The 26,383-nt window shown below is 58.5% G+C and carries 25 protein-coding genes and 1 pseudogene; 12 read left to right on the plus strand and 14 right to left on the minus strand.

The features are described 5' to 3' along the window. Positions 1–77: 77 nt before the first annotated feature. From ALP40_RS20015 to ALP40_RS20025, 3 genes are all read right to left on the minus strand, one after another. A complete protein-coding gene (locus ALP40_RS20015; protein WP_122209923.1) occupies positions 78–668 on the minus strand; it encodes an HAD family hydrolase in 591 nt (196 codons plus the stop codon). Continuing rightward, the gene (gene tesB / locus ALP40_RS20020) at positions 665–1,534 is read right to left on the minus strand and encodes an acyl-CoA thioesterase II (protein ID WP_122209924.1); all 870 of its coding nucleotides are present in this window, start codon (positions 1,532–1,534) and stop codon (positions 665–667) included. The genes ALP40_RS20015 and tesB overlap by 4 nt, the downstream gene beginning before the upstream one ends. Positions 1,535–1,657: 123 nt before the next feature. Beyond that, the gene (locus ALP40_RS20025; protein WP_122209925.1) at positions 1,658–2,227 is read right to left on the minus strand and encodes a GNAT family N-acetyltransferase; all 570 of its coding nucleotides are present in this window, start codon (positions 2,225–2,227) and stop codon (positions 1,658–1,660) included. 127 nt (positions 2,228–2,354) lie between these two features. On the opposite strand from ALP40_RS20025, the gene ALP40_RS20030 reads away from it, so the two are divergent. Both ALP40_RS20030 and ALP40_RS20035 read left to right on the plus strand, forming a co-directional pair. Next, entirely contained in the window at positions 2,355–3,272 is a 918-nt protein-coding gene (locus ALP40_RS20030) for a histone deacetylase (protein WP_122209926.1), read from the plus strand. Between the two features lie 63 nt (positions 3,273–3,335). Beyond that, positions 3,336–4,580, plus strand: a complete 1,245-nt coding sequence (locus ALP40_RS20035; protein ID WP_259640739.1) for a TIGR03862 family flavoprotein — start codon at positions 3,336–3,338, stop codon at positions 4,578–4,580. Between the two features lie 292 nt (positions 4,581–4,872). Here the strand turns inward: ALP40_RS20035 and ALP40_RS20040 are convergent, their stop codons facing one another. Continuing rightward, complete coding sequence (locus ALP40_RS20040) at positions 4,873–6,201, minus strand: DEAD/DEAH box helicase (protein ID WP_122209928.1); 1,329 nt, start codon at positions 6,199–6,201, stop codon at positions 4,873–4,875. A gap of 62 nt (positions 6,202–6,263) precedes the next feature. Then, positions 6,264–7,178, minus strand: a complete 915-nt coding sequence (yedA, locus tag ALP40_RS20045; protein ID WP_122209929.1) for a drug/metabolite exporter YedA — start codon at positions 7,176–7,178, stop codon at positions 6,264–6,266. Between the two features lie 167 nt (positions 7,179–7,345). Between yedA and ALP40_RS20050 the strand changes: the two genes are divergently transcribed. After that, positions 7,346–7,828: an Lrp/AsnC family transcriptional regulator gene (locus ALP40_RS20050; RefSeq protein ID WP_122209930.1), complete on the plus strand. Its 483-nt coding sequence runs from the start codon at positions 7,346–7,348 to the stop codon at positions 7,826–7,828. Here the strand turns inward: ALP40_RS20050 and ALP40_RS20055 are convergent. The 3 genes from ALP40_RS20055 to ALP40_RS20065 all read right to left on the minus strand — a co-directional run bounded on the left by ALP40_RS20055 (position 7,806) and on the right by ALP40_RS20065 (position 9,798). Then, positions 7,806–8,417: a PolC-type DNA polymerase III gene (locus ALP40_RS20055; RefSeq protein WP_181114045.1), complete on the minus strand. Its 612-nt coding sequence runs from the start codon at positions 8,415–8,417 to the stop codon at positions 7,806–7,808. The two genes, ALP40_RS20050 and ALP40_RS20055, sit on opposite strands and share 23 nt — an antisense overlap. Before the next feature lie 22 nt (positions 8,418–8,439). Continuing rightward, complete coding sequence (locus ALP40_RS20060) at positions 8,440–8,916, minus strand: NYN domain-containing protein (protein WP_004887906.1); 477 nt, start codon at positions 8,914–8,916, stop codon at positions 8,440–8,442. A 162-nt stretch (positions 8,917–9,078) separates the two neighbouring features. Next, on the minus strand, positions 9,079–9,798 hold the full coding sequence (locus ALP40_RS20065; protein WP_122209932.1) for a DUF2076 domain-containing protein: 720 nt from the start codon (positions 9,796–9,798) through the stop codon (positions 9,079–9,081). A 194-nt stretch (positions 9,799–9,992) separates the two neighbouring features. Here ALP40_RS20065 and ALP40_RS20070 point away from each other — a divergent pair, with 194 nt between their 5' ends. The 4 genes and pseudogenes from ALP40_RS20070 (at position 9,993) to ALP40_RS20085 (ending at position 13,397) form a co-directional block, all read left to right on the plus strand. After that, positions 9,993–10,655 carry a YciC family protein gene (locus tag ALP40_RS20070; RefSeq protein ID WP_122209933.1) on the plus strand — a complete coding sequence of 221 codons (663 nt, stop codon included), beginning with the start codon at positions 9,993–9,995 and terminating at the stop codon, positions 10,653–10,655. Next, positions 10,652–11,820 (plus strand): annotated as a pseudogene (locus tag ALP40_RS20075) (endonuclease/exonuclease/phosphatase family protein). The gene ALP40_RS20070 and the pseudogene ALP40_RS20075 overlap by 4 nt, the downstream one beginning before the upstream one ends. Before the next feature lie 67 nt (positions 11,821–11,887). Next, positions 11,888–12,874 (plus strand): DUF6508 domain-containing protein, encoded by a 987-nt coding sequence (locus ALP40_RS20080; RefSeq protein ID WP_183136070.1) that lies wholly within the window; start codon positions 11,888–11,890, stop codon positions 12,872–12,874. A 91-nt stretch (positions 12,875–12,965) separates the two neighbouring features. Then, complete coding sequence (locus tag ALP40_RS20085) at positions 12,966–13,397, plus strand: DUF2628 domain-containing protein (protein WP_122209936.1); 432 nt, start codon at positions 12,966–12,968, stop codon at positions 13,395–13,397. Between the two features lie 83 nt (positions 13,398–13,480). On the opposite strand, the gene ALP40_RS20090 is transcribed toward ALP40_RS20085, so the two are convergent. Together ALP40_RS20090 and ALP40_RS20095 are read right to left on the minus strand one after the other, a co-directional pair. Then, positions 13,481–15,919, minus strand: coding sequence for an alpha/beta fold hydrolase (locus ALP40_RS20090; RefSeq protein WP_122209937.1), 2,439 nt, complete (start codon positions 15,917–15,919; stop codon positions 13,481–13,483). Further along, a complete protein-coding gene (locus ALP40_RS20095; protein WP_122209938.1) occupies positions 15,912–16,382 on the minus strand; it encodes a cell division protein in 471 nt (156 codons plus the stop codon). Before ALP40_RS20095 ends, ALP40_RS20090 begins: the two co-directional genes overlap by 8 nt. A 157-nt stretch (positions 16,383–16,539) precedes the next feature. Here ALP40_RS20095 and ALP40_RS20100 point away from each other — a divergent pair, with 157 nt between their 5' ends. Further along, the gene (locus ALP40_RS20100) at positions 16,540–16,998 is read left to right on the plus strand and encodes a GNAT family N-acetyltransferase (RefSeq protein ID WP_122209939.1); all 459 of its coding nucleotides are present in this window, start codon (positions 16,540–16,542) and stop codon (positions 16,996–16,998) included. Positions 16,999–17,038: 40 nt separating this feature from the next. On the opposite strand, the gene ALP40_RS20105 is transcribed toward ALP40_RS20100, so the two are convergent. From ALP40_RS20105 to ALP40_RS20115, 3 genes are all read right to left on the minus strand, one after another. After that, positions 17,039–17,200, minus strand: coding sequence for a DUF2986 domain-containing protein (locus tag ALP40_RS20105; RefSeq protein ID WP_122209940.1), 162 nt, complete (start codon positions 17,198–17,200; stop codon positions 17,039–17,041). Between the two features lie 153 nt (positions 17,201–17,353). After that, positions 17,354–17,806, minus strand: coding sequence for a hypothetical protein (locus ALP40_RS25450; protein ID WP_147478346.1), 453 nt, complete (start codon positions 17,804–17,806; stop codon positions 17,354–17,356). Beyond that, positions 17,793–18,071: a hypothetical protein gene (locus tag ALP40_RS20115; RefSeq protein ID WP_122209942.1), complete on the minus strand. Its 279-nt coding sequence runs from the start codon at positions 18,069–18,071 to the stop codon at positions 17,793–17,795. The genes ALP40_RS25450 and ALP40_RS20115 overlap by 14 nt, the downstream gene beginning before the upstream one ends. A 426-nt stretch (positions 18,072–18,497) precedes the next feature. On the opposite strand from ALP40_RS20115, the gene ALP40_RS20120 reads away from it, so the two are divergent. The 4 genes from ALP40_RS20120 to ALP40_RS20135 all read left to right on the plus strand — a co-directional run bounded on the left by ALP40_RS20120 (position 18,498) and on the right by ALP40_RS20135 (position 23,377). Then, the gene (locus ALP40_RS20120) at positions 18,498–18,746 is read left to right on the plus strand and encodes a CsbD family protein (protein WP_122209943.1); all 249 of its coding nucleotides are present in this window, start codon (positions 18,498–18,500) and stop codon (positions 18,744–18,746) included. A gap of 621 nt (positions 18,747–19,367) precedes the next feature. After that, a complete protein-coding gene (locus ALP40_RS20125; protein WP_221034599.1) occupies positions 19,368–20,888 on the plus strand; it encodes an OmpA family protein in 1,521 nt (506 codons plus the stop codon). 18 nt (positions 20,889–20,906) lie between these two features. Beyond that, positions 20,907–22,541, plus strand: coding sequence for a hypothetical protein (locus ALP40_RS20130; RefSeq protein WP_122209944.1), 1,635 nt, complete (start codon positions 20,907–20,909; stop codon positions 22,539–22,541). Continuing rightward, positions 22,541–23,377, plus strand: a complete 837-nt coding sequence (locus ALP40_RS20135) for a hypothetical protein (protein ID WP_122209945.1) — start codon at positions 22,541–22,543, stop codon at positions 23,375–23,377. Before ALP40_RS20130 ends, ALP40_RS20135 begins: the two co-directional genes overlap by 1 nt. A 297-nt stretch (positions 23,378–23,674) precedes the next feature. Here the strand turns inward: ALP40_RS20135 and hrpB are convergent, their stop codons facing one another. Then, positions 23,675–26,209: an ATP-dependent helicase HrpB gene (gene hrpB, locus ALP40_RS20140; protein WP_122209946.1), complete on the minus strand. Its 2,535-nt coding sequence runs from the start codon at positions 26,207–26,209 to the stop codon at positions 23,675–23,677. Positions 26,210–26,383 lie beyond the last annotated feature (174 nt).

The following is a 26,383-nucleotide window of genomic DNA, read 5'->3' on the forward strand; positions in this document are numbered from 1 at the left end:
CGCTGGCAAGCCGCCTCCCACAGGTTCTACGTTCATTCAGCAACACGTATTCAGCGTGGAGCAAGCAGGATCGCCTGTCACCCCAACATCCCGCGCAACGCTACGCAATCCACTGCGTGCCAGTCCGCCAGCTCTGGCCAGGGGTTTTCCGGCAAGTTGACCAGAATGGTCTTGGCCCCTGCCGCACGGCCGCAGTCCAAGTCGTGGCGGTAATCGCCGATCATGACCATCTTTTTCGGCTCTACGTCCCAGGCGCTTGCCAGTTTCAACAGGCCGGCCGGGTGCGGTTTGGGTGTTGCTTCGTCGCGTCCCAGTACATCGTCTACTGCGAAGCAATCGGCAATACCGATAGCCTCCAGCGTGATGTGCGCCAGCTCGCGGGCGTTGCGGGTAAGGATGCCCAAGCGATAACCTCGCCCCACCAGCTCACGAACCAACTCGACCGCGCCATCGGCAGGCAGCGAACCCAAGGCCAGTTCACGTTCGTGTTCCAGCAGCCACGCGTGCTTGGCGGCAGACTCGGCCGCAGGCAAGGCAGCAAGATGGCCGAGAATATCGGCATCCTGAGGAATGCCGAGTTCGCGCTTGATGGCCGGGAAGTCGTGTACCGGTATGGTCAGCGTGCCATCCATGTCGAACACCCAGTGCCGAATATCATTAAGCGTCATTCCCAATCCTTTCGATGGCGGATCAGCCCTTCTTGACTGACCGAAGCGACCAGTTGCCCGGCGCGATTAAAAATACTGCCGCGCGAAAAGCCACGGGAATTACCGGCCCACGGACTGTCCATCGCGTAAAGCAGCCAGTCATCGGCACGCAGATCGTTATGGAACCACAGGGAATGATCGAGGCTGGCCACCTGCATGTCGCGCTGCCAGACGGTCTTGGCGTGCGGTTTGAGCGAGGTGGTCAACAAATTGAAGTCAGAGGCGTAGGCCAGCATGTATTTATGCAGCGCGGGCGCGTCGTTGAGGGTGCCATCGGCGCGAAACCAGACGTACTTCACTGGCTCGCCGGGTTGCGGGTTATAAGGGTCTTCAGCGGTCACCGGGCGAAACTCGATCGGCTTTGGGCGTAGAAACTTGTCGTGCACGGCTTCAGGAATCAGGTGCGCACGCTGTGTCATCAGCTCCAGCTCGGATGGCAGGTTTTCCGGCCCGACGATGTCCGGCATTGTCGCTTGGTGTTCGAAGCCCTCTTCGTCGTACTGAAACGAAGCGCTGCATGTGAAGATCGGCTTACCCTTCTGAATCGCCGTCACGCGACGGGTGCTGAAGCTTCCGCCGTCACGCACACGGTCAACCTGATACACAACCGGCAGGCCTGCATCGCCAGGGCGCAGAAAATAGCCATGCAGCGAGTGAACGTGGCGGTCTTCTTCGACAGTCTGGCTTGCGGCAGACAACGACTGCCCCAACACTTGCCCGCCGAACAGCTGGCGAAATCCAAGGTCCTGACTGCGGCCGCGAAACAGGTTTTCTTCAATAGGCTCCAGCGTCAGCAGCTCAACCAGATCATCCAGCACTTGACTCATGTTCATCCCTCGCAAGAAACGTAACCGCACGCGCCTGGCAGCGGCGGTGGGCATGTTCGCGGCAGGCACGCAAGGCCTGCACCCATAAAGTGAAATGATACAGAAATAAGGCGGCGGGCTCAGTCAGGGTTTGAGCGTTGCGAGCCACTGGTCACGATTAATGCGATACAGCACGTGCGGCCGGAGCGGATGACCCTCTGGCAAATTGGGGTGTTCGAAGTCATCGGCGGTCTCATGCTGCATCCCGATGGCCTGCATCACTTTTTGCGAAGGCTCGTTGCTCACGGCGGTGAACGCTACGATTTCATCCAGATTCAAGCGCTCGAAGCCACAGCCCAGCACCGTCCAGGCTGCCTCGCTGGCAAAACCCAGCCCCCAATGCTCACGTGCCAGCCGCCAGCCGATTTCGACCGCAGGCGTGAAATGCGCATCGAACCCGACCACGCCCAGGCCGGTGAAACCAATGAACTCACCACTGTCCTTGCGCTCCAGCGCCCACAACCCGAAGCCCAGTTCAGCGAAATGCCCGCGCATGCGCCCGATGAGCGCTGCACTTTCAAGCCGGCTAAGCGTGTCGGGGAAGTAGCGCATCACCTGTGAATCAACACACATGGCGGCAAACGCAGGCAAATCGTCGTCGCGCCACTGCCGCATCAGCAATCGGGCGCTGTCCAGCTTGAGTATCGGCTCCATCGAACTCCCCTGTGACCTGCATGAACCAGCATGACTGGTGCCAGTGTAGTCGCTCGGTTCGGCACTTAACTGTGCGACCGGGCGCATAACTGGCACTATCGGATTTCGACCTTTGAATGAATGCAAAATGTCCCTGCCGCTTATCTACCATGACGACTACAGCCCGGAATTCCCGGCTGAGCATCGCTTTCCGATGGATAAATTCCGTCTGCTGCGGGACCATTTGATCGACAGCGGGCTCACCAGCGACGTTCAATTAATCCGTCCCGAATTATGCCCGACCGACATTCTGACCCTGGCCCATGACCCCGCGTATGTAAATCGCTACCTGAGCGGCGACCTGTCACGTGAGGATCAGCGCCGACTGGGCCTGCCCTGGAGTGAGGCTTTGGCCCGACGCACAATTCGAGCGGTGGGCGGGTCGCTGCTGACTGCGGAAAAGGCGCTCGAGCACGGTCTGGCCTGTCATCTGGCCGGGGGCACCCATCATGCGCACTACGATTACCCGGCAGGTTTTTGCATCTTCAATGACCTGGCGGTGATCAGCCATTACTTGCTGCAAAGCGGGCGCGTGGACAAGGTGCTGATCTTTGACTGCGACGTGCACCAGGGTGACGGTACAGCTCGAATCCTGGCGGACACCGAGGACGCCATCACCGTGTCGTTGCACTGCGAAAAGAATTTCCCGGCCCGCAAGGCACAGAGCGATTGGGATATCCCGCTGCCGATGGGCATGGGCGATGAGGATTACCTGAAGGTGGTCGATGACCTGCTCAATTACCTGCTGCCGATCTACAAACCGGATCTGGTGCTATACGACGCTGGCGTGGACGTGCATAAAGATGACGCGCTGGGTTACCTGAAGCTGACCGATCAGGGCCTGGCTGACCGTGATGAAGCCGTGTTACGCCATTGTCTGGGACGCGATATTCCAGTGATGGGCGTGATTGGCGGGGGCTACAGCAAGGACCGTGAAGCCCTGGCTCGACGTCACGGCATCCTGCATCACAGCGCACAACGGGTGTGGCATGACGTAGGCCTATGACCGGCTGCACGGCAGATCTGGGGTAGAATGCCCCTCCTTTCCGCTATCGATACTCCGTTGATCATGACCGACCAGACTCTCTGCGCCCCTCAATCCGTCGTCGTTATCGGAGGCGGGCCTGCGGGTTTGATGGCGGCTGAAGTGCTGAGTCAGGCCGGATTCAAGGTCGACCTGTATGACGGCATGCCCTCGGTTGGTCGCAAGTTTCTGCTGGCCGGGGTAGGCGGCATGAATATCACCCACGCTGAGCCCTATCCTGCTTTCGTCGCTCGTTATGCCGAACGTTCACCGATGATCGCGCCTTTTTTGCGTTCATTCGATGCAGATGCCTTGTGCAAGTGGATTCATGAGCTCGGTATCGAGACGTTTGTAGGCAGTTCAGGCCGGGTGTTCCCTGCCGATATGAAGGCCGCACCGCTGCTACGCGTCTGGCTCAAACGACTGCGCGAGGCTGGCGTGGTGATTCACACTCGCCATCGCTGGCTGGGCTGGACCACTGACGGCAACCTGCGCATCGCCCATCCCGAAGGTGAGCTGGCGCTCAAACCCGCCGCGACACTACTGGCGCTGGGCGGCGCGAGCTGGGCGCGATTGGGTTCCGATGGCGCATGGGTGCCTTGGCTTGAGGCGCAACACGTCAGCGTCGCACCGTTGCAGGCAGCCAATTGCGGTTTTGAGGTCACGGCCTGGAGCGAACTGCTGCGCAGCAAGTTTGCCGGTGCGCCGTTGAAGAACATAGCGATGGGTTTGCAAGGGCAGGTGCTGCGCCTTGGCGAATGCGTGCTGACCGAAAACGGCGTGGAAGGCAGTCTGGTGTATGCCCTGTCGGCGCAGATACGCGAACAGATCAACCGAAGCGGTTCGGCGAACGTGCACATCGATCTGCTGCCGGGCAAGCGCCTGGACGATGTGCAAAAAGCCCTGAGCAAACCTCGCGGCTCGCGCTCGATGGCCAAGCACCTGCACAGCCAACTGGGGTTGGACGGCGTCAAAGCCGCACTGCTGCGGGAGCTGACGCCACGTGAGGCGTTCGACGCTCCTGCTTTACTGGGTCAGGCGATCAAGGCACTGCCATTGAGCTTGATCAAGGCACGGCCCCTTGATGAAGCGATCAGCACAGCAGGCGGCGTGACCTTCGAAGCAATGGACGAGCGTTTGATGCTCAAGCAACTGCCGGGGGTGTTCTGTGCTGGTGAAATGATCGATTGGGAAGCGCCCACCGGTGGCTACCTGCTCACCGCCTGTTTCGCCAGCGGACGGGCCGCGGGGCTTGGGATGGTCGAGTGGTTGCACGGGCGGGTCCGATGAAGATGCAGCGTCTGAAAACCAGTATTCGCGGACAAGTCCGCTCCCACATTCAGGCATCGCATTCCTTCATGAAGACTTGTGTATCACGATGAGCGCGGGGCATGAGAACGATCAACACAAGGAGGGTAACCGGGCGCATACCCGTGGGAGTGAGCGTGCTCACGAAAACCCTGGTCCAAACGCCCTTACCTTCGGAGCCTGACCGGCCTATTCGCGAGCAAGCTCGCTCCCACGGGTTATCCAGCAAGACTTATGTAGAAGGACGGGCGTCCCGGCACTGGGTTGTGACAGCTCAAGGCTTCTTCTTGCGTGGCCCGGTGTTGAAGACCGGGACCTTGCGCACCGGCTTCACAACGGGTGTCGGGTCGGAATCTCCGCTGTCGACCCACTTGCCCAGGTTGCGCTTGCTGCCTGACACCTTGGGCTTTTTCGGTTTCTTGGGTTTCTTGAGGATCTGTCCGCTGGCGTCCGTGCTGGGCACGCGGTGCTCTGGCTCGAAATCCTGTTCTTCACGACGCTCAAGCGTCTGACGCGTCAGCACTTCGATGGCCGACAGCAGCTCGACCTCATCGGCGCACACCAGCGATATCGCTTCACCGGTCAAACCTGCGCGGCCGGTGCGGCCAATCCGGTGGATGTAATCTTCGGCCACAATCGGCAAATCCAGGTTGACCACGGTGGGCAGGTCATCAATGTCCAGCCCTCGCGCCGCAACATCGGTGGCCACCAGAATCTTCACTTCGTTGCTCTTGAAGCGATCCAGCGCACGCTGACGGGTCGCCTGAGGTTTGTCGCCATGAATGCCGTCTGCGTTCAAGCCCAACGCCTGCAAGCGATCCACCAGTTGATCGACGCCCACGCGAGTCTTGGCGAACACCAGTACCTGACCCCAGCGGTGCTTTTTCATCAAATGGATGAACAGATCAGCCTTGCGCTTCTTGTCGACCGTCACGACCCACTGCTTGACCGACGCCGCCGCCACGTTACGCGGGCTGACTTCGATGGTCAGCGGATCGTCCAGCATCTGCGAGGCCAACAGGCGGATCGGGTCGGAAAAGGTCGCGGAGAACAGCAAGGTCTGACGACGCTTGGGCAGCGCTGCGTAAATACCACGCAGTTCCTCTGCAAAGCCCAGATCCAGCATACGGTCGGCTTCGTCGAGAATCAGGGTCTGCAACTGCGAGAACTTGACCGCGTTCTGCCGATGCAGATCGAGCAAGCGACCGGGCGTGGCCACCAGCACGTCCACGCCTTTGCGCAGCTTCATCATCTGCGGGTTGATGCTCACCCCGCCGTATACCGCATACGTGCTCAGCGGCAGGTGTTCGGCGTACTGACGAATGCTCTCGTGCACCTGCTCGGCCAACTCGCGGGTCGGGGCCAGCACCAGGGCGCGAATGGTATTGGGGGCGACTTTCGGCCCTTCCATCGTCAGGCGCTGCAACAGCGGCAACGCGAAACCTGCGGTTTTGCCCGTGCCCGTCTGGGCCGCAGCCATCAAGTCACGGCCAGCCAACACCGGTGGAATCGCCTGTGCCTGCACAGGGGTCGGAGTCTGGTAGCCAAGCGCATCGAGGGCGCGCAGCAAGGGTTCGATCAGGCCGAGAGAGGCGAATGTCATGGGGATACCGTAGGAAAAATTCAGCGCAAGGTGCGCAGTTTACCCTGTCCAGCCTGCCTCGGTTAGCTTGTGCGCGCGGATACGGCCCCTTGAGGTTGCGGTTTGCGCCATTGGGGCAGGCCAATGAGCACCACGCCACTGATGATGACCACCATCGCCAGGCACTCGGCCAGACCGATCGTCTCGCCCGCGAACACCACGCCCAGCAGCACCGCCACCGCCGGGTTGACGTAGGCATAACTGGTCGCTGCCGCAGGACGCACGTTCTTGAGCAGGTACATGTAGGCGCTGAACGCAACGATAGAGCCGAACACCACCAGGTACAGCAGCGCGCCCCAGCCCGCAGCGGTCGGCATCTGCTCCAGCCGTTCGCCACTCAGCACACTGCCGATCAGCAGCGTCGCACCCGCCACGAGCATTTCCGCGCCGCTGGCCATCGGCCCTTTGGGTAAGGTCAGGTGCTTGCTCAACACCGAGCCGAACGCCCATGACGCAGCGGCAAAAATAACCAGCGCGGCGCCGTAAGGACTGGCCTGAAGATTCGAACCCATGTTCAGCAGGCCAATGCCGATCAGGCCCAGAATGATCCCGGCCCACTCCAGGTTGGTGGTTCGATTGCCCCAGAACAGGCCAAACAGCAAGGTGAACAGCGGCATGGTCGCGACCGACAGTGCAGCGATGCCCGAGGCAACGCCCGCATGCTCGGCCAACGTCACCCCGCCATTACCGCAGGTGAGCAACATAAAGCCCACAACGGCCGCGCCCTTCCATTCAGCCCAGGTCGGTGCGGGCACACCGCGATAGCGCAGAAACCCATACATCAGGCACCCGGCGATCAGAAAACGGCTGCCAGCCATCATCAAGGGTGGCCATGACTCGACGCCGATACGAATGACCAGATAGGTAGAACCCCAGATCAGGTAAAGCGCCAGAAAGGCACCGATGAGCAGCGGAGTGACGCGAACGGACTGAGGCATGGTCAGGCTCTGGGAACAGTGTCAGGATGAGCCTATTGTATGAAGGCAAACATCTGATATTAAGCAGACAAGCCTTTTTAAACGCGCCTGCGACTTTCGATTCAACGGTTGTTCAGTCGGTTTTCCTTGGCTTTCAAAATACTCAAGCCACAGACGGACGGTGTGCGATGACGCTGGATAAATACGACCGGATTTTGCTCGATGCGCTGCTGCAGAACGGCCGTGCTTCGTTCGCTCAATTGGCGAAACTGGTCAATCTCTCTGCGCCTGCGGTTGCCGAACGCGTCGCCAAACTGGAAGCTGGCGGCGTGATCACCGGGTACGAAGCCAAGGTCGACCTGTCAAAAGTCGGCCTGCCGATTCAATGCATCATCGAGTTGCGCATGGCGAGCCACGGCAAGCAACAAGCGTATGACGATCTGTGGAAGGTACCGGAACTGATTCAGTGCCACCGGGTGACCGGCGACCCGTGCGTGATCATGCGTGCCGCCGTGGATTCGATGCCGCACCTTGAAGACCTGATCAACCGCATCGCGCAGTTCGGCTTCAGCAAGACCTCCATCGTGCTTTCCACGGCGGTGGAGCGAAGCCTGCCGTCAGGGCATCTGGTGCCTCAGGGCAAGCCGGTCAAAGCCCGCGCTGACGCTTGAGGGCCTCGCCCATCTTGGCTGCGGGGACTTTCTGCAGCGAGCACAGCAACTGGTGGGAAACGCCCGCCAGACCGTGTTTCTGGCGCAGCTCATTGGTCAGATAGGCCGTCAGGTTGGCCGCCATCTCGGCATCGGCCATTGCCCGGTGAGCCCTGCCGGTGTTCGGCAGGCGAGCGTACTGGGTCAGCGTGCCAAGCTTGTGATTGGGCGCGCCCGGCATGAGACGCCGGGCCAGCAGCATCGAACAGGCAAAGCTCTGTTCGCGCGTGCGCTTGATTTGCGACAGTTCGTAATCCCAGAACTTCTGGTCGAACGAGGCGTTGTGCGCGACCAATGGGGTCGTACCCACGAAGTCGCAGACATCGCCCATGACCCGCTCGGCACTGGGCGCGGTGCGAATCATGTTATTGCTGATGCCGGTCAGCCCTTCGATGAACGCCGGAATCCGCACACCCGCGTTCATCAGGCTCTGGTAGCGATCGACGATACGCCCCTGCTCCATGATGACCACGGCAATCTCGGTCGCTCGGCAACCCTGGCCTGGCGAGATTCCGGTGGTTTCAAAGTCGATGACTGCGATACGTTCCAACACGTTGGTCCAACCCTTGAATTCATTTCAACAACAACGCGCCTTCGATGGGCACGTAACGACTGGCGGCGCGGATCAGCGAATTGGCCGTCAGCCCCGGTACACCGTAGGCCACGGCTTCGACGCCATGCTTGCTGATGATGCGTTCGAGCAGCATGTCGAAATCACCATCGCCTGAGGCCAGCACCACTTCATCCACCTGCGGCGCGAAGTCCATGATATCGATGGTGATGCCGACATCCCAGTCCCCTTTGGCGGAACCGTCGCTGCGCTGGATATAAGGCTTGAGCCGAACGGTAAACCCCAGGTTGCGAAGGATCTGCTGAAACTGCTGTTGCTTACTGTCACCCCGGTCGATGGCGTACGCGAACGCATGGACAATCTCGCCACGCTTGCTGATGTCCGCCCACAACGCGGCGTAATTGAAATGACAGCCGTGCGCCTGGCGCACGGTGTAGTAGAGGTTCTGCACATCGGCGAACACAGCGATCTTCTTCACCGCAATTCCTCATGACGCAGGCTGGCGACCCACGGATTGCTCGACCCGGAATGTGGATCGGCCTTCAGTATGCCAGCTTGAGACCGGAATTGAGGGATGGATTGGTCTGTCGGCCCACACAGAGCATGGGCCCGATCAGATCACCGGATTGACCGCCCGCCCTCAGACAAACGAATCATCGTCATCCGAGAACATCCCGCCATCATCGTTGTAGTTATCGTCGGCCGTGTATTGCGAGTCCGGCTGCCCCCAGTTGCTCTGGTCATTGTTCGAGGTCTGGTCATGGTTCGCGAACTGATCCTGAGCGGGCGCATCGTGAATAACTTCAACAATCTCCTGCGGCTGGTTGTGATGACTGAACAGGCTGCTAATGCCCTCTGCCAGCATCACGCCGCCCGCCACGCCAGCGGCCGTTTTCAGGGCACCGCCCAAAAAGCCGCTGCCCACGGGCGCAGCCGGTGCCGCGCCATAGCCAGCCTGTTGGGCGGGTGCCGGGTTATTGAAACCGGACCCGTCACGCCAGCCGCCCGTTGCCGCCGGTTGCGCCTGAGGCTGCGGCGCTCGCGGTGCGCTGCTGCCAAAGATATTCGACAGAAAGCCGCCGCTGGCAGGTGCCGAAGAGCTCTGCGCCTTGGCCTGTTGGAGTTCGGCCTGCAATTGCTGGATCTGCTCGTCACGCTGCTTGATCTGCGAATTCAGCTGATTGACGGCAGCCTCCTGCACCAGGATCGCTTGCGTCATGTAATAAGGCGCAGCAGGCTGGCGGTTCAAATGCTCCTTGATCACCGCCTCGGCCCCCGCGTCTCGCGGAGCAGACGTTGTCTCAGCGGTTTTCAGTTTCGAGAAAAGACCATCGATCAGGGTTTGCTCTTCATTGTTCATGGCGACCTCGCGGATTGCCGTTGTCAGTCTTCGCCCGGTCCAATACCGGGGCCTGATTCAGTAATGGGGCTGGATGGGCGCTGTTCAATGACATGAAAAAAAAGATAAGTAAGCCTTGCCGCGGCGGCTACTGCGCTTGGATCGGCACAGGCCTTGGGCTAAAGTGGCGGCCTGCTTTTTGCCTGCGATCTACTATGAACCCGTTGACCGTCATCCAGGATTCGCTTTATTTCTTCCGGCGCAATCTGGGCAGCATCCTGGTGCTCTGCCTGCCGCTGGTGGTGGTGGAAGCGCTGGCCAAGCACGCCTTGGCAAGTACCATGTCCGCCGATGCATCACCCGCCTACAGCCTGGTGATCGGGCTATTTTTCTATCCGCTTTACACCGCTGCCCTGATTCTTTTTCTCGATGCACGCACCCGAGGCGAAGAGCCACCCACGCGCGATCTCCTGGCAATGGCGCTGCGCCTGTGGCCGACATTCGCCGTGCTGTCGGCCATGAGCACGCTGCTGATCATGTTTGGCCTTTCGCTGCTGGTGGTTCCCGGCATCTGGGTGATGATCAAACTGGCCTTCAGCGAATACCTGCTGGTGCTGCGCCGGCTGACGCCATTCATGGCCATGCGCGAAAGCATGCTGATGACCACCGGGCACTTCGCGCGGATTTTGGTCTGCATCCTGTGTGTGTACGTTCCGTTGTGGCTGCTTGAAGGGGTTGGTCTGTACCTGTTGCCAGAACCGCAGAGTGCGCTGGTGTCGTTGACACTCGACAGCATCGGCAGTTTTCTGAATCTGTTCACCAGTATCGTGATGTTCCGACTGTTCATGCTGATCAGCGAGCCTGCGCACTCCGCCTGAACCCGAACACGCCTCTCACCGAGCGCCAGACGCCGAGGTCGAGCCGATGAACCGTTTCCTGATCCGCCTGACACTCTATGGCCTGCTACTGGTCGCCCTGTTGCTGGTGCTGATCCTGCAAATGACGTGGCGTCCAGCCGCACGCGAATCGGCCGTAACGAGCTGTAATGCTGAGGTGGCAACAAAGCCGCTGGTGCCGGGCCAGGCGCTGAAAGTGATGACCTGGAACATTCAATACCTGGCGGGTAAACGCTACGTGTTCTGGTACGACACGGCCGACGGCAGCGGCCCGGACGAACGCCCCACACCCGAGGACCTGGCTTATAACCTGGACGAAGTGGCACGCGTTATCCGCGACGAACAGCCCGATATCATTCTGCTGCAGGAAGTGAACGACAACGCCAAGAACACCGATTACCAGGACCAACTGGCACTGCTTCAGGAGCGTGTGGTGGACCTTTATCCTTGCAGCGCTCAAGCCTTTTACTGGCGCGCCGAGTTCGTGCCCAGTCCTCATATCTGGGGTGGCGTCGGCACCAAACTCGCGACCCTCAGCCGCTTCAAGATCGACCGCGCTGAGCGTGTGCAGTTGCCGATTCCCGATGCCAACATCATCAGCCGCCAGTTTCGACCGAAGAATGCGCTGCTGGTCAGCTATCTTCCGCTACGTGACGGCGGGCAACTGGCGATTATCAACACTCACCTGACGGCAGCGAGAACCCCCACCGATACTGCGCAAAAACAGATCGCGGCAACCAGTGCGCTGTTGGACACATTCGAAGGCAGCGGTACGCCGTGGCTGATCGGTGGCGACTTCAATCTGTTGCCGCTGGGGCAATACCGACGCTTGCCTGACCCCTTGCGCGCGGGTTACTCGGCCGACAGCGAGCTGCATGTGCTCTGGGACAAATACCCGATGATCCCGAACAATGCCGAAGCCAGCGGCATCGACCGCAACCAATGGCTGACTTACTTCCCTAACGATCCACGTGTGAGCGGGCCTGATCGCACCGTCGACTATTTGTTTTACAGCCCAAGCCTGAAACGGGTCAGCGCCCGCGTACGCCGTGACGATACGTTGCTGATCTCGGATCACTTGCCGGTCATCGGGCGGTTTCTGTTGCCGATGGGTGCCTTCAACACGCCTCCCAAGGTGACAGACTGACGGCTTCAACATACTCATAGCCCCCGGCTTGAAGTAATCCTGCCGAGAAAATCATGGATGTTTTTCAGTGATGAAACTTCTGCATCAATTGAAATCCTGGCTCGGCCAAAAGACGCTGACTCAACAGCCAAATGACGTTACGGAGCCTCGCCCCGTAGGCGATGACAAAACATTGCCACGGGGCGAGCAACATCCAGACTTGATGCCTGCCCTTCAAGAACAAAAACCGCTTTTGGTTTCTCCACCGAGCTGCCCGCCCCTGACCGATAAAGAAGCGCCGTTACTTGCGCGCTATCACGCCTATATCGCAGAGGTGGAGCACGCGGATACAGCCGAACGGCTGGAGCAGACCGAGTCGCAGCGCGAGGAAGGACGCACGTTGGCAAGCGCATTGTTTTCCAGAGCATTGGATCTGGCCACGTCCAAGGCGGGCGAACCATCGCCTGACATCTATTGGCTCATGCAGTCTGCGGCCATTGCGTCGTTATTTGCGGACGGTGTGCACTGCGAAGCGTTCCTGAAGTACCAAAAGGAGGTGCATCATTACAAGCATCGACTGCTGACCGAACGCCAGGTCTGGGCATTTGATATATATGTCTCACACCGTTTTCCAAAAAAGCCTCTTCCGCTTCTGTTCCACCCTTCCCGCGAGACACGTCTGCCTTACGAACCTGTTCCAGGCCCCGAAGAAATAGACGAGTTGCTGTCTTACCTGCCCAGGCTCTATCCTGACGGCGCTGCGATCGAGACACACATCTACAAAGAGGGCGAGTATTGGCCCACCTACTTCGAGGTCGTAAACGACTTTTTCAAAGCGGTGGCCAAGGCCTGCTGGTGCGACCTCAACTATCCCAACCATCGCCCTTACGACAAACTTGCCAGCCCTGAATACATCGCGCAAGCGAACATGGCGGACATTCAGACACTGCTGACGTATTGCATCCGAGGCGAACGCTTTGGCGATGGTCATCACGCCCAGATGATTAAAGAAGGCTACATACTGCGCATATTAACCAGGTTGGCCCAATTGCGTGCGGGTGAGGCTCAACAGTGAAGCTGAGCTCACCCCTGCGACCGTTTTACAACACCGCAATTCAAACCGGTACATCGAACCGACACCCTTCAGGATCACACGGAGCTCAGGCATGAACACGACAGTCCCATTACCGACAAAACGAAAATACAGCGCCAAATGGCAGGAACGCTTCGACTTCTTTGAAGCACACGGCGCACCGAAGGATCCGAGTTTCAATACCGCTTTCAAAGCGCTGCCGGGCTTCGGTAAAAAGATGTTGATGCAGATGAACTTCATCGCGTTTTTCTTCGGGCCGATCTACCTCTTTGTCCTCGGTCTGTGGAAGAAAAATCTCGCTCTGCTGGGCATTCTGATCGGCATTAATATTGTATTGAGCGTGATCCTGGCCCTGTTGGGAATGGAGCTGTCTCAGGCGATGGGCACCGGTATGAATGTCGCAGGCTCACTGATGTATGCGCTCACCACCAACTATTCTTACTACCTGAAAGAAGTCAAAGGTGAGCAAGGCTGGAACCCGTTCAAAGGCTTTCGCCTGGTCTGATCGAACGGTTTGACGGCACGAAAAAGCCCGCACATTTCCCTCGAATGTGCGGGCTTTCTCGTTTTGGAGGCATCTCAGAGTGCTTACTCGATCAGTGTCAGCTCACCATCGGCATACCGCACTTCACGTCCAAGCCATTCAGGATCGACATGAGGCAGCACTGCGGAAGGCTTGCGCAGCTCACGCAGCAACGTAGAACCATGAGACAGCCGTCCGCCCATGCGCGCAATGACTGCGCGGGCACTTTGGTAGTGCGCATGACGACCAGGGTCCAGTGTGTCCTCAAGCAAAATGTCATCACCCAGAATGCCCTGCACTTGCCCCGGATAGATCATGAAGCCCGCCGCCTGCTCGGTGCCTTCACGGCCGTCCTGCCAGAAACTGCCTGTACGGGTACGAACATCGGGATGGGGTGCGAACCAGTAGGCCCGGTCTACCTGCGGCATGGCGTGATGCAGACGGAAGAACACCCGCATCAGGTTATCGCGATACCACTCACGCACTTGCAGGTAATAGCCGCGCATACCGGGCAGACCTGCCGCGTGCGCCAGACGAATCGCCTTCGGCCAGGCCGGAAACGGCTGCAATGGCAGATTGCTCAACGTCGGGCGCGGCGTCGCAGGATCGGTCTCCCAGGGGAGCCGATGCGGGCAGTGCTCAAGGTCGTCATAGGCGGTGGGCGGACGCCCGAGCAGATCGCCGCCACTGCTGGCCAACGCTGTGGCAATGCACAGGTTGCCCTGCACGACGAAGACATAGAAGCGAGTGAACCAGTCAGCGAGCCTCTGGCCGTCCGCGCCTTGTGCGATCAATGAATCAAGTTCCTGATCAAAACGGATCAAGCGTTTTTCCAGCGTCAACAGGTGCCCGCGGGCGATGCGCTGCATGCGCAGGAACAGAGGCACTGAACGCAACAGACGCAATGGCCGCCAAGGGAGGTGCGGCGTCGCGCCGCCCACCTCCCCCGCGTAGCTGCTGGAGGCAACGCCCCAATCCGCGAGCCGTGCCAGAAACAGGTCATTGTTAATGTAAGACGCTGCGCCGAACAGCGCAGTAAACGGCTCGTTGTCCTGAAAGACACGCGAATCCCAACGCCCCATGATCGCCGGGATACTGCTGGCAGCGCGCCGCTGAGTGTATTCCACCAGCCGACTGGGTTGCGGCGGCAGGATTTCAGCGATATTGGCCGCCGTCAGATGCCGTCGCCAGCCGTAGTCGCTGATGGGTCGGTACTGCAGTAACCACAATTGCTGGCCGTCCCAGGCCCACTCGACATCGCCGGGCACGTAGTGGAACGTCTTCAGAACGCCCTGCAGAAATTGCCACAACAGCGCCTGCGTCAGGCCATCTGCGGTATCGAACGAATGACTGCTCCAGGATTCACCGAGCCGGGAAATAACGGCCCGCCGGGGCGTGGCCAGCCCGTCCGCCAGCGACTCAAGGTGGCCCTCGACCCATTCCAGCTCAACGGAAAGATGGCGTACAAATGCAATCCCGGACAGCACGGGCGTGACGAAGCGCTGAACCACGACCTCTTCAACGCCTTCCTCATGCAACTGCGCAACGCGGGCAGGCACGTTGTGCGCCGGCTCACGCAAAAAGGTGGTGCTCAGCCCCGCATTCGCGGCATCGGCCTGATCCTCACCGAAACTCGATGAACGCACCGCCCAGATGGCCTCTGGCTGGGCTGCAAGAAATGCGGAAATATCCGCGCCATCACCTTGCACGACCGATAACGCCTCAGGCACCGGCTGCCCGGCGGATGCCGCCAGGCGCAGGCGTCCACCCTTGGTATGAGCAATGAAACCGCGTTCGCCCGACTCCAGCCAGTGCGCGAACTCGGCGGGCGAATCAATCCACGGATAGTGACCCCAACCGGGCTTCAGCGTGATGGTCAGGTCGGCGCGAGCCAGAATCGCGGACCAGGCAGCCGCTTGCTCGATGCCCAGCAACCTGTCCTGATCCCCCCAGACCAGCTCGACCGGATCTTCGACCCACTCCAGCAGCGGTAACGCAGTGTCCGCCCGCAGCAAATCCCAATATGGCACAAACGCCCGGCATCGCGCATAACCGGCCCCCATGCGCTGGTAGTGCTCAGCAGGCCACGTGTGCCTGGAGAATTTGTGAGCAAACAGTGCAGGCTTGTTCGACAGCAGCCAATGGATGGTCTTGCGGATCGGCATCGGCGACATCAGCGCAGGCAGACGCCGCTGCCACAGAAACGCCCCCACCGGTGACAGCAGCACACTTCTGCAGAAATGCCCCGGCTGACGCTGCAACGCGTGCAAGACCAGCAAGGCATTAACGCCCACAGCGACGATGGCACTGCCCCGCTGGGTCATGTTCAGCAAGGCCTCGGCATAAGCGGCAAGGTCGTCACAGGGCGGCTGCGGGTTGCTGCCAAAGCCCGGCAACTCCAACGGCACTACGTCGTACGCCTTGAAGTACGGCACCGCATCGTCCCACCACTCGGCACTGCTGCCATTGCCTGCCAGCAGATACAGCCGGGTACGATCAGACATTGCACGCATCCTTGAGCCTGAGGGATCGATCATGGCCATACAGCCAGAACAGCGGCGGCAGCAACGCCAGTAGCGCGGTCCCGTCCAGCCACACGTGCGACCACATGTCGGCACGCAGTGAAATGGCGATGTCCTGAGGCGCCCAGAGCAACAGCCCGGCGATCAACCACCCCCACGGCATGTGGCTTTTCAGGCGATTGCCCACATGCACGAGCGCCAGCATATAGAGCGAATAGGTTTGCAGCGTCGCGCCAAACAAAGCCGCCCACCAGGTCTGCTGTGCCCGCGCCGCAGCTGGAGCGGCTTGCGTCCAGAAGGCCTGTTCGATCGTGAGCAGATAGCCGTCGAGCCACCCGGCAAACCCCACCCATGTGAACACGATGGCACCGACCACGTGCGTCAGTGCAGCGGCGTATAACCAGGTCACGAGCAGGCGCCGGAGGGGCCAGGCAGAGAGCGGCATCACAGATCCTTACAGCCTTGAGAGGTGCCGAGTGTAGCGATTTTCCGAACCGCATCATACGCAATGCACCGGCCACTCGGTTGCCACGGCAGGCACCTGTACTGAACGCGGATTGCGATAGGCTACGCTTTGGCTCTCAACGCATAAGGCTCCCACTATGGCGTGTCAGGTTCGCCCTGCAGTAGACGACGACACAGCAGCGATCAGCCGCGTCGTGATCGCTGCTCTGCGCAGGTCAAATTCACAGGATTACTCGCCTGACATCATCGCTCGAATCGAGTGCAGCTTCGCCCCTGAAGCCATTGGCGTACTGCTCGGCAAGCGCAAGGTGTTCGTCGCCGTGCTCGGCACGACCGTCATCGGTACGGCAAGCCTGGACGATGAGGTCGTCAGAAGCGTTTTCGTTGATCCTGAGTATCAGGGAGGCGGTGTGGGCCGGCAGTTGATGGACGTCATTCACGCTACGGCTGCCCGCGACGGTGTGCAAGCGTTGCGGGTGCCGTCGTCAATGACGGCAGAGGCGTTCTACGCCGCATTGGGTTATCGGAAAATCCGCGACGCGTTTCATGGGGCCGAGCGCACCATCGTGATGGAGAAACAGCTTGAGGAGCAGTGAGGGCATTCCCCTACTCTTCGAATTCAGCCAGTTCAGTGAATCAGCCCTCAGAAGAGACGACCGGCTCCAGACCCACCTCAGCCGAGAGCTTCGCCCGGTCCGCCTTGCTGACGTAAGTAGACTTCTTGCGCGGAGCCAGTTTGGCGCTGGCCTTTTTGGCGTTGGCTTTCAATAGCTGATTGATCTTTTTGCGACGGTTCATGGTGTTTGGCTCTGGAAAACTTAAAAGTAGACGTTTAGGTGATAAGGGAGGGACTACCAACATTGATAAATCGTTGAGCATAAAAGCACGCGTTAATCTGTGCCCAAGTCCTGCCTACCGTCTATTTTGTCGACGTAGGCCTCAAAGAACCAGTCAGGGATGTCCATAGGTGCGGTATCCACGATGTCTGGCCTCTTGCATGATGTCTACTTTGCTTCTATGGGACATCACCGTTTCAAAGGTAAAACTTACGCCCTTATCGATGAGGCGCTGACGAATAAGATCAGCCATAACGGATGCGAAATACGAGTTGACCTCAACACGCCTGTAATCGACTTTCAAACCTTCAATACCAAGACGCGCAGCTGCCTCGACCAGTCCTTTTTTGAGGATCAGGTGATGCTCAGCATGGAACGCCAGCAAATCCGGCAATGCGACATCAATGTCAAAAATCGACAAATCGATGAATCCCGTCGCTTCCGCTTCTTTTTCGAGTTCATCCGCATTGACGTAAGTTTTGATCGACGCTGGGGACAGCTCATCTTTGATGGTGCTCTTGCCTGAGCCGTTAGGCCCAGCAAAAATGCGCAGTCTAGGCCCAACCACCCGCCGTTTGACCGTGAACGCGACGAACAGTGATCACCTCTCCAACCTTGACCTTGCGCTTGGGTTTAGCCTTGGCGACAACTGTTTTAGTCCCATCACTCGCGACCCTAACCAGATCGCCAGCATCTGTGCGCAAAACACCCGCTTGTGTCACAGACACTGCGCGCAAGTAAGCAGACAACGTAGCCTGCTTGGCCTTGCCAGGAACCAGACGCTCCAAGTCATCGACTTCAGTCTCCGAAACGGACTTCACATTTTTGCTCATGAGCCCCTCCGGCAAGCATGGGCTGGCACATCAGTTGAGTTGAATCATAGCCCTATCGCTGGACTTTCAAAAGTAAGCCGTAGCCCTCTGCGGACAATTCACTGCACGAAGGTTGACCGGACGCTACGATAAAAATCGGGCGCCCAATGCTTCTCACCGCCTCCTTGGCTCGACCTTCACCGTTACCACACGAGAGGATGATGCGCCCAACAGGACGGCCTGGCTGCAACGACACGGTCTGACAACGCTTACCGAAGGACGCTCAGCACCTCGAAACGCTCGGGACTCTTGCTGAGTAACGCATGGGCTCACAACCGTTGAACTAATCATTCGTGCCGCCCACCTAACGCTGTGCAAATAACCTCTCGCCACCAGCTTGGGTTGGTTCTGAGTTTCCCCACTTAAAACACGAAGGTGTGATGAATCATGAAAAGTGAACAGGTAGAAGGTGTTGCAGAGAAGCTCGTCGGCAAGGCGCAGAGCGCGGTCGGGAGACTGCTGGGTGATTCGCAGCTGGAAGCAGAAGGCACTGGCCGTCAGGCGTCGGGCCAACTGACCAAGACCTACGGCGATGCGCTGGACAACGTGTCTACGTTCGTTCGAGAAAAACCTGTCGCAGCACTCGCCATCGGTGCCGTCGCGGCGCTGGTGATCAGCCGTCTCTTTCGTCGCTGATTCTGCAAGTAAAGGACTGTCCACAGCGACAGTCCTTTACCGGGTGGCAAACACGACAGACTTAATATTTTCAGGGACAATTAAGCACTCAGTTATCCATTCAACATCGGCCTAACGGTCGAAAATTTAAATGCCGACCTGACACCTATCACACTCAACCTCGGTTGTTATTCAGCATTGATGCAATGTTTGAAATAGTGACAATTGATTGATAGACCATAAAAATATTCACATGCCTCATGTATGAAACCCTCACACAAAAGAGGCAACTATCAGCCTCTGTATCGCAGCATTCCCACTTCGCTATGTTCTTAGCACGCTGCTATTCCCTAAAATGCGAAAATGGGATTCACGCGATAAAATCCATCCTTTAAATTCGAAGCAACTGCCTTTTTGACCCTCCTCCCAAATCCGTTAGCCCTCATTGTTTATTTCCAATAACCCTTACTCTGGCTGATCTTGGGCAACGATCCATAGGTGATTGACAAATAGTAGCATTTTGCAATAATCCCGCGCCTCATTGGGGCTGTCTTCTCTGGTTGCCAGCGCCAACAAACAAGGGATTGAAACGACCTGAAGTGCTGTTCATTTCGCGCATCGGCCCATCACAAGGAATTGAAAATGAACGCCAGAATGAATCGCCTGACGGTATTGGCGGTAGCGATCACTGCGATCAGCGGCTGCCAGAGTCTAAATACCGGCCTCGACAGTGTGTCCCAAACGGTGCGTGAGGCCGGGGCCAAACACGGAATGCTGATCCTCTGCGGAGTGGGTGCCGTTGGCGGGGCAATCATCGGGGCTAAAGTCGGCGGCAAAAAGGGTGCCCTTATAGGTGGCGGGCTAGGAACAGCGGCAGGCTGTTATGCCGGGTCTATATGGGAAGCCAAGATGAAGGCTCTCGAACAGATCGCCCACGACGAAAACATGTCCATTCAGGTTCAGTCGTTGAGCCTTGAAGCGCCTGCTGCCAATACGGCAGGGACTGATGGCGGTCTCGTCGCGCTGGTGCAAGATGAAAGCATGTTTACCTCCGGATCTGCTCAACTGACCCCGTCGGGTAAACGCCAGGCACAGAAATTGGCACAGGCTTTTGCACAACGACCCGGCGATGGCAAGGAGATCGATCAACGTCGCTTCTTGGTCGTCGGTCATACCGATGCTACAGGCAGTGCAGGTTTCAATCAGAAGCTATCCGAACAACGCGCACGCACTGTGGGTAAAGTTTTTCAAGACGCCGGCGTCAAGTCTGATCGCATTTACTACCAAGGCGCCGGTTCCTCGCGACCTGTCGCAAATAACGAGACGGTAGAGGGGCGAAGCAGCAACCGCCGGGTCGAAATCAGCGAAATGAAATCCGAAGACATATTGGTCAAACGGGTTCAGGCCGAATCGTCCAACGCCAAATACGCCGTTTACAGTGCCGGAACGCAAAAAAAGGCCGAGACGGCCGTTAAAGCACCTGCCAAGGCGAAACGTGCGGATGCTGCCACAGCGTCCACACCTCCCCATATCTCGACTAAGTCATCGCGTACAGCGTCTGCTCCTGTATCAGAATCACCCGAGTCCTCTGCACGGGTTAACTTTGGCGGTGTACTCGCGAGTAACGAACGGAGCGTCACCGCCTCAATCAAGCCTAAGTCAGGTGGGTTCGCATTTATATCATCGGCACACGCCAGTGACCTTCCAATCCAAAGTTGTGAAGAAGATGCCCCACGCGAAACCGGTCAGGTATTGAGTCTTTCCACTGACAAGCCTTTGATTGATCACAAGACCTACGAGTACATGGCTGGCTACAACAACCGTGTGTGGGCCGAGCGCGTTAACGGCAACCTGCTCACGATCACTCCTGTCTCGATCCTCAAAGAAAACGCAGCCGTAGACCGCCAGCCCATTCTTGAAATCGTCAAAGACTACGATGCGGGCAATCGTAAAAGCCTCAAGGCGATCCAGGGTATTGCCAACACCTACGAAGGCGAAACTCAGGTGCTTTATCGAGTTTTCGCAAAAGACCCAAACGCAGCAGTTTCCTGCATCGACGTCGTGTTTGAGAAGAACGCTGCGCAGGCCACCAAAGGGCAGGTCTTTTACCCACGTGGACAGTCGGCCTATGTGGCCAAATTCGTTCCGATCAAAGCGTCCTAATTCCTGAGAGAACAGATCATGCAAGATTTCTCACCTACCTCGATGCTCGCATTGATGCTGGCGAATCAGTTGGCGACGGTGTCGCTGATCGCCTTGGTAGTCGCGATCATCGTCGCTGCACTGAACTGGGATAAGGTTGGCTATTTTGTCCGGCGCGCCTGGCACTGTACCCCGCTGATCGGCACCGTCGCCCGGTTGGCCCGTCAGGCAAAACGGGAGCGTGGCACCCCTGACAGCTCGGGCTGGAGCGACGGTGAGCTCCGGTTGTGCCAGGAATATTACACACGCTATAAAAAGGTTGATAAAGACCCGGCTTATTACACCAAGTGCCGAGACTATCTGTCGAAGGTGTGTGAAACCGGCCGGCGTACCAGCCCTTTTTGGGTGATTCCTTTAATGGCAGGACTGCTGATCCTGGAAGCGGTCGGTTTTGCTTATGTTATTGGGCCTTTCGTCAATCGCGAAATATCTGCGAACAACCTTCAATACCTCACGTGGTCTGTGGCCACGTTCCTGGCGCTCATCTCTGGTTTCTTTGCCCACATCGCAGGTCACGAAATTCATCACAACTCGCTTATCAAAAAAGCGCGTCACTGGTGGCGAGGGACACCGACACATCAACGTGACAACCAGATCGGGAAAGACATCTCTCAGATTTCCATTGATGACACTCACAATGATGATACGGCTCATGGCTATAACAAGATTCTGGCCCGTATCAAGACCAACGAAACTGTTACCGTCAAGCATTTCTGGGTAGCGATGTTTGGCGTCACCATCGTCATTATCGCGATTGCTGCCTTTTGGGTTCGTACCGAACAGCTCAATGCAATGGAGACAGAACTGGTCGCTGGCTATCAAATCAACGAGTCAGCGAAGTCCGCGAGCAGTCCGTTCGACCTGCCTGCCGCCTCAGCCGATGTTGAGAAGCAGAGTCAGGAAAAAACCTTCGACGACAAGATTGGCGCCGAGCATCGTGCGTCGATGGTGACCTTTGGCGTTTTGTCAGTAGTATTCGTGGCCATCCAGTTCATCGCACTGTGGCTTTCAATGGTCTACGGCTTTGCCGGTCTGGCATCTCGCGATGCCTACGAGACGATCAGCAAGTTCAAGACTGCAGACGAGATGATTCGCTGGATGGATCGTCAACGCGCTGCTATTCGTGACCACGCAAACCACAAACTTTCGCTTCTTCGAGACAACGTTTCAAGTTACGACATGACCAGTAATGACGGGGTGAACAGCACGTCAACGTCGCAAGGGCGGAGCTTTGAGGCGTTTTTGAAGCTTGAAAAAGGTAAGGAAGATGACAGGGCTATCGCGGAACATCGGGCAGCGCTGGAGTTAAAAAAACGTAAAGATGGCGTTTCTGCCGAGTACCAATCTGACACACCGCTTAAGCAGGAAGCACCCAAGCCTCAGAGTGCGGCCCCCAAGCAAGCTGAACTCACTGTCGTGCCGACGGATACCGTTGCCGCGAACACAGTGAAGCCCGCCGAGTTTGACGACCTTCGCGAGTTGTCCGATGAGGAGCTTGAGCTGGTGGTCGACGTTTACCTGCTTTCGCTCGAGCAACTCAAGCGCATTCGTGCAACCCAGGTTGTCCTTGCCAAAACGGGCAAATTCCCAGCGCAACAAGGGGTCACTGTCTAATGAAAAACATGCTGCGAAATGTTTTGGTCGCAGCCATGCTTCTTCCTGCCGCCGCTATGGCGGCTGAGCGGAATGACATGGCGAGCTGCTATGAAGCGTCCAGATTGACTGAGTTTAAGCCGGCACCGAGCGGTCGTCAGTTGGTGATCATTGTCGACCAGACCATCAAGATGCCCGAAGACATTCAGCGATCAGCGTGGGAAAAGATTGACCGGTTTGTTCAGCCTGGCGACCAGGTGAAGCTCTACACTTTCTCCGCCTTCGTGCCGGGTGAGTATATGCGCCTGCAAGCGGATGTGACGCTTGAAGTGCCCCCGGCAGATGCCGTGCGTAACGACATGGGTATGAGCAAACTGCGTCAGCTTGACGCCTGCATGAAAACCCAAAAAGCGAGTTTCGTTCGTGGCGTCGGGGGATTGTTTGTGAAGGCCATGCGTGACGCCAACAACGACAATCCCAAAAGCGAAATCCTGCACGCGCTTCGGGAAGTGGGCTCCGACATGAGCCAGCAAAGTGCTAAGGATCGAGTGGTCTTTCTGATTAGCGATATGCTGGAAAATAGCGATTACGCATCGTTCTACGCCAACAACGCCATTCAGAATCTCAACGTTGCCCAGGAAATCAAGAAAGCCTCTGACAAGGACCTGTTCTCTGATCTTGCAGGCGCTCGGATTTATGTAGCAGGAGCAGGCTTGCTGACCGACAGCATCAAGCAGAAGTATCGCTCGGGCAAGACAATGGATCTTTTGAACGAGTTCTGGCTTTCCTACTTTGAAAAATCCAATGGCAAACTGGAAGCGTTTGGCACGCCAATGCTCAATGTAGACTTGAAATAAACGACGCTACCTAAAGATGGCTACGTTCTGTTGGGACAACGTGTCTACGTTCGTTCGAGAAAAACCTGTCGCAGCATTCACCATCGGTGCCGTCGCGGCGCTGGTGGTCAGCCGTCTCTTTCATCGCTGATCAAACCAGAGGGAATGCCCGTTGAGGACACTCCCTCTTTTATTGCGTCCTCTCGTTCTCTCCGGCGCTCTTTCAGGGAGTGTTACGGCCAGCACATGCGCCACGCTGCGAAATCCGCGCCCTGAAATCAGAGGTAGCGATCAGGCGATGCTCATCATCCTGGCTCCTCACGTCCCCCTCGGCTTGACCCGCGCTGTCGCCTCCGCGACCAGCGGATCATCCGGCCAATAGTGCTTCGGATACCTGCCTTTCAAGTCCTTCTTTACCTCTGCATAGGTACTTCGCCAGAAGTTGGCCAGGTCCTGCGTCACCTGCACCGGGCGACGTGCCGGTGACAAGAGGTGCAGCTTGATCACTTGTCTGCCATTGGCGATACGCGGGGTGTCGGCCAGGCCGAACAGCTCTTGCAGGCGCACGGCGAGGATGGGCGGGTGTTCGCTGTAATCCAGGCGCACCGATGAACCGGACGGGACACTGAGGTGATGGGGGGCGAGTTCGTCGAGGCGCTGCGGCAGCGGCCAGGGCAGCAGGTTGCGCAGGATCGAGGACAGGTCAAGATTGCCGAAATGGCTGAGCCGCGTGACTTTACCCAGATACGGCTGCAGCCAGGACTCCAGCGTATCGAGCAGGCTTGTGTCGCTCACATCCGGCCATTCGCTGGAGGGCTGTTTTTTCAGGTCAAGCTGACGCAACAAGGCGACTCGTGCCTGCCATTGACGCAACTCCGGCGTCCAGGGCAGCAGTTCCAGCCCTCTGCGCCGCACCAGCGCGAGCAACGCGCGGCTGCGGGTGGCTTCGTCGAGTCCGGTGAGGGGTTCGCGGCTTAGAATCAGCTCGCCCACCTTGCGCTGCCGTTCAGCACGGAACACGCCTTCGCGTTCGTCCCAGTCGATCTGATCGAGTAACGTAACCTGCTCGGCCAGCACCGAATCGAACAGCGCAGGATCGAACTCGGCGGCCAGGTAGATCCGTTCTTCGCGCTGCCCCTGACGACTGCCCAGATCCGCTACGACGATCCATGCCTGTTTCATGAGCGCATCGGCGTCGGCAAACAATGCCGCACGACCGTTGGCCAATCGATATTCGGCACCACCTGCCCGACGCTGCTGCGCGACGCGATCCGGGTAAGCCAGCGCCAGCAATGCACCGAGCCAGCGCGGGTGATCGGGGTCACTGACCGGGCTGTCAGCCTTGCCGCGCAGGTAGCCACGGTACTGACGCGCCAGCTGTTTCGCCCGCTGTACGCCCCCCTGAGCACCGCGCGTTGCACGCTCGGTGCCGGCCAGCAAGGTCAGGCGGCTGTGCAAGTCGGCACCCGCACCGCGCAGAATATCCCGCTCGCCCAGCAGCGCCGCAACATCACTGGCCAGATCGCCAAGCCCCAGTGCATGCCCGCGCAGCAACAAATGCGCGATACGAGGATGAGCAGGCAATTCAGCCATCGCCTGGCCGTGGGGCGTCAGACTGCGCGCCTGGCCGGGTTGGTGAGTTAGCGCGTCCAGACGGACCAGCAGGTCTTGCGCCTGTGCATACGCTGCCGCAGGCGGAACATCCAGCCAGACCAACTGAGTCGACGTTACACCCCAGCGCGCCAGTTGCAGCGCCAGTCCGGCAAGATCGGCTTGCAGGATCTCCGCCGTGCCGTAGGCCGCCAACTGTTCGTGCTGCGCCTCGGACCACAGTCGATAACACACACCTGGCTCCAGACGTCCCGCCCGACCTGCCCGTTGAGTGGCGCTGGCGCGGGAGATGCGCTGGGTTTCCAGACGCGTCATACCGCTGCCCGGATCGAATCTCGGCACACGCGCCAGCCCTGCATCGATCACGACACGAACGCCGTCGATCGTCAGGCTGGTTTCCGCGATATTGGTCGCCAGCACCACCTTGCGCGTGCCTGTGGGCGCAGGCTCGATGGCCGCACGCTGAGCGCTCAGGTCCAGCTCGCCGTGCAAGGGGCACAGCAAAATGTCGGCCCGCTCGCCCAGCGCATCGGCCAGTTGCTGGTTAACCCGACGAATTTCGGCCTGCCCCGGCAGGAACACCAGCAGGCTGCCGGACTCGCTGCCCAGCGCATCCAGCACGGTCTGCACTACACGGGGTTCGACATACTCACCGGGCTGGAAAGGACGTCCCCACTGCATCGTCACCGGGAACATACGCCCATCGCTGCGCACGACCGGCGCATCATCCAGCAGCGCCGCCAGACGCTCGCCCTCCAGTGTCGCCGACATCAGCAGAATCTTCAGCGGCTGATCGTCACGAAACAACTCTCGACCGTTGAGGCTCAGCGCCAAGGCCAGGTCGGCATCCAGACTGCGTTCGTGGAATTCATCGAAGATCAACAACCCGACGCCTTCCAGGGCAGGATCGTCCTGCAAACGCCGCGTCAGAATGCCCTCGGTGACAACTTCAATACGGGTCCTGGGGCCGACTTTGCTTTCCAGCCGGATGCGATAACCCACGGTTTCGCCCACCTTTTCACCCAACTCGCTGGCCAGCCGCTCGGCAGCGGCACGCGCAGCCAGACGGCGCGGCTCCAGCATCAGGATGGTTTGCCCAGCGAGCCAGGCTTCCTCCAGCAAGGCGAGCGGCACGCGAGTGGTCTTGCCCGCACCGGGCGGCGCTTCGAGCACGGCCTCGTGGCGGCCGGACAACGCCTGACGCAGGGCGGGGATAACGGCATCGATGGGCAGGGAAATCATGGCAGCTCCAGAACAGGCGGCTGATTATACGGGTGTGGGGTGAGCTTCACATGATGACTGAGTACGAGGGCTTCCTGACGGGCGTCCCGACATTAATGAGCGGACGAGCGATAGAGCCTTGAAGGGCCTCTTCATGAAAACCCCAACACGTTCGACCCGTTCAATGCTGCTGAT

Origin of the sequence: Pseudomonas viridiflava (assembly GCF_003702045.1) — a bacterium.
Taxonomy (GTDB): domain Bacteria; phylum Pseudomonadota; class Gammaproteobacteria; order Pseudomonadales; family Pseudomonadaceae; genus Aquipseudomonas; species Aquipseudomonas viridiflava_C.

What these genes read in the sequence shown, in the direction of transcription:
- ALP40_RS20015 (WP_122209923.1), bottom strand. Translation starts at nt 668, where the DNA reads ATGACGCTTAATGATATTCGGCACTGGGTGTTCGACATGGATGGCACG.
- tesB (WP_122209924.1), bottom strand. Translation starts at nt 1,534, where the DNA reads ATGAGTCAAGTGCTGGATGATCTGGTTGAGCTGCTGACGCTGGAGCCT.
- ALP40_RS20025 (WP_122209925.1), bottom strand. Translation starts at nt 2,227, where the DNA reads ATGGAGCCGATACTCAAGCTGGACAGCGCCCGATTGCTGATGCGGCAG.
- ALP40_RS20030 (WP_122209926.1), top strand. Translation starts at nt 2,355, where the DNA reads ATGTCCCTGCCGCTTATCTACCATGACGACTACAGCCCGGAATTCCCG.
- ALP40_RS20035 (WP_259640739.1), top strand. Translation starts at nt 3,336, where the DNA reads ATGACCGACCAGACTCTCTGCGCCCCTCAATCCGTCGTCGTTATCGGA.
- ALP40_RS20040 (WP_122209928.1), bottom strand. Translation starts at nt 6,201, where the DNA reads ATGACATTCGCCTCTCTCGGCCTGATCGAACCCTTGCTGCGCGCCCTC.
- yedA (WP_122209929.1), bottom strand. Translation starts at nt 7,178, where the DNA reads ATGCCTCAGTCCGTTCGCGTCACTCCGCTGCTCATCGGTGCCTTTCTG.
- ALP40_RS20050 (WP_122209930.1), top strand. Translation starts at nt 7,346, where the DNA reads ATGACGCTGGATAAATACGACCGGATTTTGCTCGATGCGCTGCTGCAG.
- ALP40_RS20065 (WP_122209932.1), bottom strand. Translation starts at nt 9,798, where the DNA reads ATGAACAATGAAGAGCAAACCCTGATCGATGGTCTTTTCTCGAAACTG.
- ALP40_RS20070 (WP_122209933.1), top strand. Translation starts at nt 9,993, where the DNA reads ATGAACCCGTTGACCGTCATCCAGGATTCGCTTTATTTCTTCCGGCGC.
- ALP40_RS20085 (WP_122209936.1), top strand. Translation starts at nt 12,966, where the DNA reads ATGAACACGACAGTCCCATTACCGACAAAACGAAAATACAGCGCCAAA.
- ALP40_RS20090 (WP_122209937.1), bottom strand. Translation starts at nt 15,919, where the DNA reads ATGTCTGATCGTACCCGGCTGTATCTGCTGGCAGGCAATGGCAGCAGT.
- ALP40_RS20095 (WP_122209938.1), bottom strand. Translation starts at nt 16,382, where the DNA reads ATGCCGCTCTCTGCCTGGCCCCTCCGGCGCCTGCTCGTGACCTGGTTA.
- ALP40_RS20100 (WP_122209939.1), top strand. Translation starts at nt 16,540, where the DNA reads ATGGCGTGTCAGGTTCGCCCTGCAGTAGACGACGACACAGCAGCGATC.
- ALP40_RS20105 (WP_122209940.1), bottom strand. Translation starts at nt 17,200, where the DNA reads ATGAACCGTCGCAAAAAGATCAATCAGCTATTGAAAGCCAACGCCAAA.
- ALP40_RS20115 (WP_122209942.1), bottom strand. Translation starts at nt 18,071, where the DNA reads ATGAGCAAAAATGTGAAGTCCGTTTCGGAGACTGAAGTCGATGACTTG.
- ALP40_RS20120 (WP_122209943.1), top strand. Translation starts at nt 18,498, where the DNA reads ATGAAAAGTGAACAGGTAGAAGGTGTTGCAGAGAAGCTCGTCGGCAAG.
- ALP40_RS20125 (WP_221034599.1), top strand. Translation starts at nt 19,368, where the DNA reads ATGAACGCCAGAATGAATCGCCTGACGGTATTGGCGGTAGCGATCACT.
- ALP40_RS20130 (WP_122209944.1), top strand. Translation starts at nt 20,907, where the DNA reads ATGCAAGATTTCTCACCTACCTCGATGCTCGCATTGATGCTGGCGAAT.
- ALP40_RS20135 (WP_122209945.1), top strand. Translation starts at nt 22,541, where the DNA reads ATGAAAAACATGCTGCGAAATGTTTTGGTCGCAGCCATGCTTCTTCCT.
- hrpB (WP_122209946.1), bottom strand. Translation starts at nt 26,209, where the DNA reads ATGATTTCCCTGCCCATCGATGCCGTTATCCCCGCCCTGCGTCAGGCG.